At 62.5% G+C, this 3,020-nt stretch carries 3 protein-coding genes and 1 pseudogene; all 4 read right to left on the reverse strand.

The features are described 5' to 3' along the window. Positions 1–338: 338 nt before the first annotated feature. On the reverse strand, positions 339–1,424 hold the full coding sequence (locus FBT96_RS17780; protein WP_249306556.1) for a hypothetical protein: 1,086 nt from the start codon (positions 1,422–1,424) through the stop codon (positions 339–341). Between the two features lie 219 nt (positions 1,425–1,643). Next, positions 1,644–1,808, reverse strand: coding sequence for a hypothetical protein (locus tag FBT96_RS20870; RefSeq protein WP_018001789.1), 165 nt, complete (start codon positions 1,806–1,808; stop codon positions 1,644–1,646). Positions 1,809–2,200: 392 nt separating this feature from the next. Beyond that, positions 2,201–2,674: a hypothetical protein gene (locus FBT96_RS17785; RefSeq protein WP_136909037.1), complete on the reverse strand. Its 474-nt coding sequence runs from the start codon at positions 2,672–2,674 to the stop codon at positions 2,201–2,203. Between the two features lie 98 nt (positions 2,675–2,772). Beyond that, positions 2,773–3,020, reverse strand: a pseudogene (locus tag FBT96_RS17790) (DNA-binding protein); the annotation flags it as partial.

Consider the following 3,020-nt stretch of genomic DNA (forward strand, 5'->3'; position numbering starts at 1 on the left):
CATGGACCGGAATGGCACCGCAAGACCGGAGACCGGGCGGCCGGTGGCGGGAAAAGCACCCGGGAAGGGGAGAAGGTGGAGGACAGAGCGCACCGCCAAAAGGACCGAAAACGGCGGAGATGATTCGCAAGGAGGTCAGACGAACATCGACAAGCTGGATCTTCGTTCGCGCGATTTGGCCACCTGCGGGCCTGCCGCAGCGAAGTAACGTCACGCTGAGATTTCGGCGATCACCTGGTCAGGGCGGGGCATAAACCGAAATGGTTCACCGATTACATCACTGCGGACAAAGACCCGGGCAACCTGATTGTGTAACACCGAAGCGGGAGACTGACGCGTCAGTCATCCGTTCTCGGCTGGGCGTTCGGAAGGTCGAACCTTACTGCATCAGGCCTCGGCCCCATGACACGCGTCGCGAGGTCTGGCGCGGGCGCGTGACCTCGATGATGCCCCTTGACCAGAACGACTTTGCCGCTCTGATAATGTCGCTCATGTTCGGCAACCCAGTGACGGATGGGTCCGTTGCGCGGGTCTCGCGCTTGCCGTTCGAACTCGAGGCGAGCGGTCCTTTCCGCCATGTGCGCGGCGGCCTGCGGCCCGATCCTGATCGTCAGATGTGACTTCCGAGCACCCAGGATCCAGGACTTTCCGAACTTTCGGGCCGTTTTGGTGTCCTTGGCGGTGAAGGTCTCGGTTTCCGTGGGGATGATCCCGCCCAAGTCCGGCGAAACCAGCATGGCAAACAGCGCATAAGGAATGAACAGGTCGTATCCCGTTTCGACCTGGTGCACCGTGCGCCGGTCGTGGATCATTTCGACCGTATCTCCACTACGCAGGCGGAAGTCGACCATCGAACGGCTCAGCTCGACTTCGACGTCATCATAGTTGAGTTCACCCGTGGCAGTTCGCTTGACGAGCAAGGCACAGATCGGGTCGACGACGCGCGAATTCTCGCGCTGATGGAACATCGTGATACGCAGGTGCGCTTGGTCGCGATCATCAAGCAGATAGCCGCGCAGGCCCGTGCCGATCGGATTATCGTCGTACCTTGTGACAAGCGAAGCACGATCAAAGCGCGCGACGCCCAACGCCCGATCGTCGAACTCCACCCAAACCACGTCAGCGGGGAGTTTCACCTCGCCAAGGATTTCCATGGCCGGCAAACCCGCTTCGGCTGCCTCTTTGGCAACGGCTTCATGCAACGTGTCGGCATAGGCCGCCGCCAAATGATCGAGCAGATACACTTTGGCCTGTTGCAGGGCGTCCAGTGCATACTCGCGAAAGAGCCGCAAGTCTTCGGATGGGGTGAAGTGCCAGACCAAGTCTTCTGTAGGGGACGATTTGCCCGCCAGCGACGATCCATATAATGAAATCAATGTTTTATATAGCATGCTCGGGCACCCAAACGAGTTGCGAACGAGCATCTGACGAACTCCGCCGATGATCAAGCGGCTTTCATGACACAGCCGGTGACGGCTATTGCTCGTGAAGTCGGCAACGCGCGGATGCCCTTGGTTTCATCGCATGGCGATGGGCAAGCCGACCAATGTCGGCACATTCTGAAAGTCGACCGAAACGGATGACTGACCAAGGGGCTGGATCGGAGCCTTGCTCCGACCCAGAGCCCGTCGAGGGGGTGGGCATTACGCCCACGGATCGACCTCAGCGACCACTTGCACCTCGTCGCCGTCGATTTCATCGGCGGGGACGGCGCCAAAGGTTCCATCCCCTGCCTGAAAGACGACGATCGAGACCATGAGCGTGGCGGCGAGGGAGGCGGCGAAGGCGTGAGCATCTTTGCGGGACATCTGTTTGGCTCCTGTCTGGGAGGCGGGGGACCGTCCCCCGCGCGACAGGACCCCGCAGGCCCGAAGACTGGCTGACATCACCGGGTGCGTTCGGACCCCTGGCCGAATCCGCCCGGCGGCACTGGCTCGCCCGTAGTCCGACCCCTTGCGGGTTGATCTCGAAGACGGGATTCGGGGCAAGGAAGGGAATGGCGAGCGGGGGATGGTCCCCCAACGACAGGAGCCGGTTGTCCCGCTGATGCTTGATACGCCGCCAGCCTCCCGGCCACGCTGGTGGTTGAAGACCTCCGTCTTTGGGGGATGGAGCCTTTGGTGCTCCGCGGTATCGCGGGGCGAGGTTGTGGTCGGTGAGGGGTCGGCCCGCAGGCCTGCCCCTCACGCCTTGTCAGGGCTCAGGCGGCCAGGTCCGCGCCCCCTGCCCTATCGCTGTCCGCACTGCCGACGATTTCGAGACGGGCGTTGCGATAGCCCTCCCGCGCAATCCAGAGCTCGGCCGCGGTGATGGACTCCGCCAGATGCAACAGTTCGGTGCTGCCGCCGAAGTCCAGAAGAACACGCACCTGCCCCGGCTGCGGTTCCTCGGCCACCTCGAAGACCAGCCGGCTGTCCGCCGAATGGCTGCGCATGATGGTGACGAGGATGACCCCGTCCGAGGAGAAGTTCCCTTCATGCAGCGTGAAGGAGGCCGGTGCCGTCCAGGTCGGATAGGCGCGGGGCGGTTCCTTCTTCACGAGACGGCCGACGCCGTTCGATCGCTCCCAGGCCGCGAGCTTCTTGGTGAAGCGTGCGGGCGGCTTGGGACTGCCGTCAGTGTAGCGGACCAACGCCCCGAGCGGGGCGGTATCGATGATGGTGGTTGCAGACATGGTTCCTCACCCCGAATGCGAGCATTCGCATTCATCATATTGATATTAATAATGTTTTCAGATTGAGGGCGGGTTTCCCCGCCCTCGAACGGCCTCGGTCACTCCGCAGCGATCATCGGCGCAACGCTGTCGGGCAGATCGACGGTCAGGAAGGCCGGAAGATCGACCTCCGCGGGCACACCCGTGTCCTCCCCCTGCCCTTCTGCGCCCTCCGCGTCGCCCAGAACGATCAGATCGGCGCGGCGCAACACCTCAGGCAACCAGCCGCTGCCCTTGAGCAGCCGCTCGGCCTCGATGGCCATTTCGCCCTTCTTGAGGTGGTCGAGAAGTTGAGCGGTCCCCTCCC

It is taken from the genome of Rhodobacter capsulatus, assembly GCF_005144475.1.
GTDB classification, from domain to species: domain Bacteria; phylum Pseudomonadota; class Alphaproteobacteria; order Rhodobacterales; family Rhodobacteraceae; genus Rhodobacter; species Rhodobacter capsulatus_C.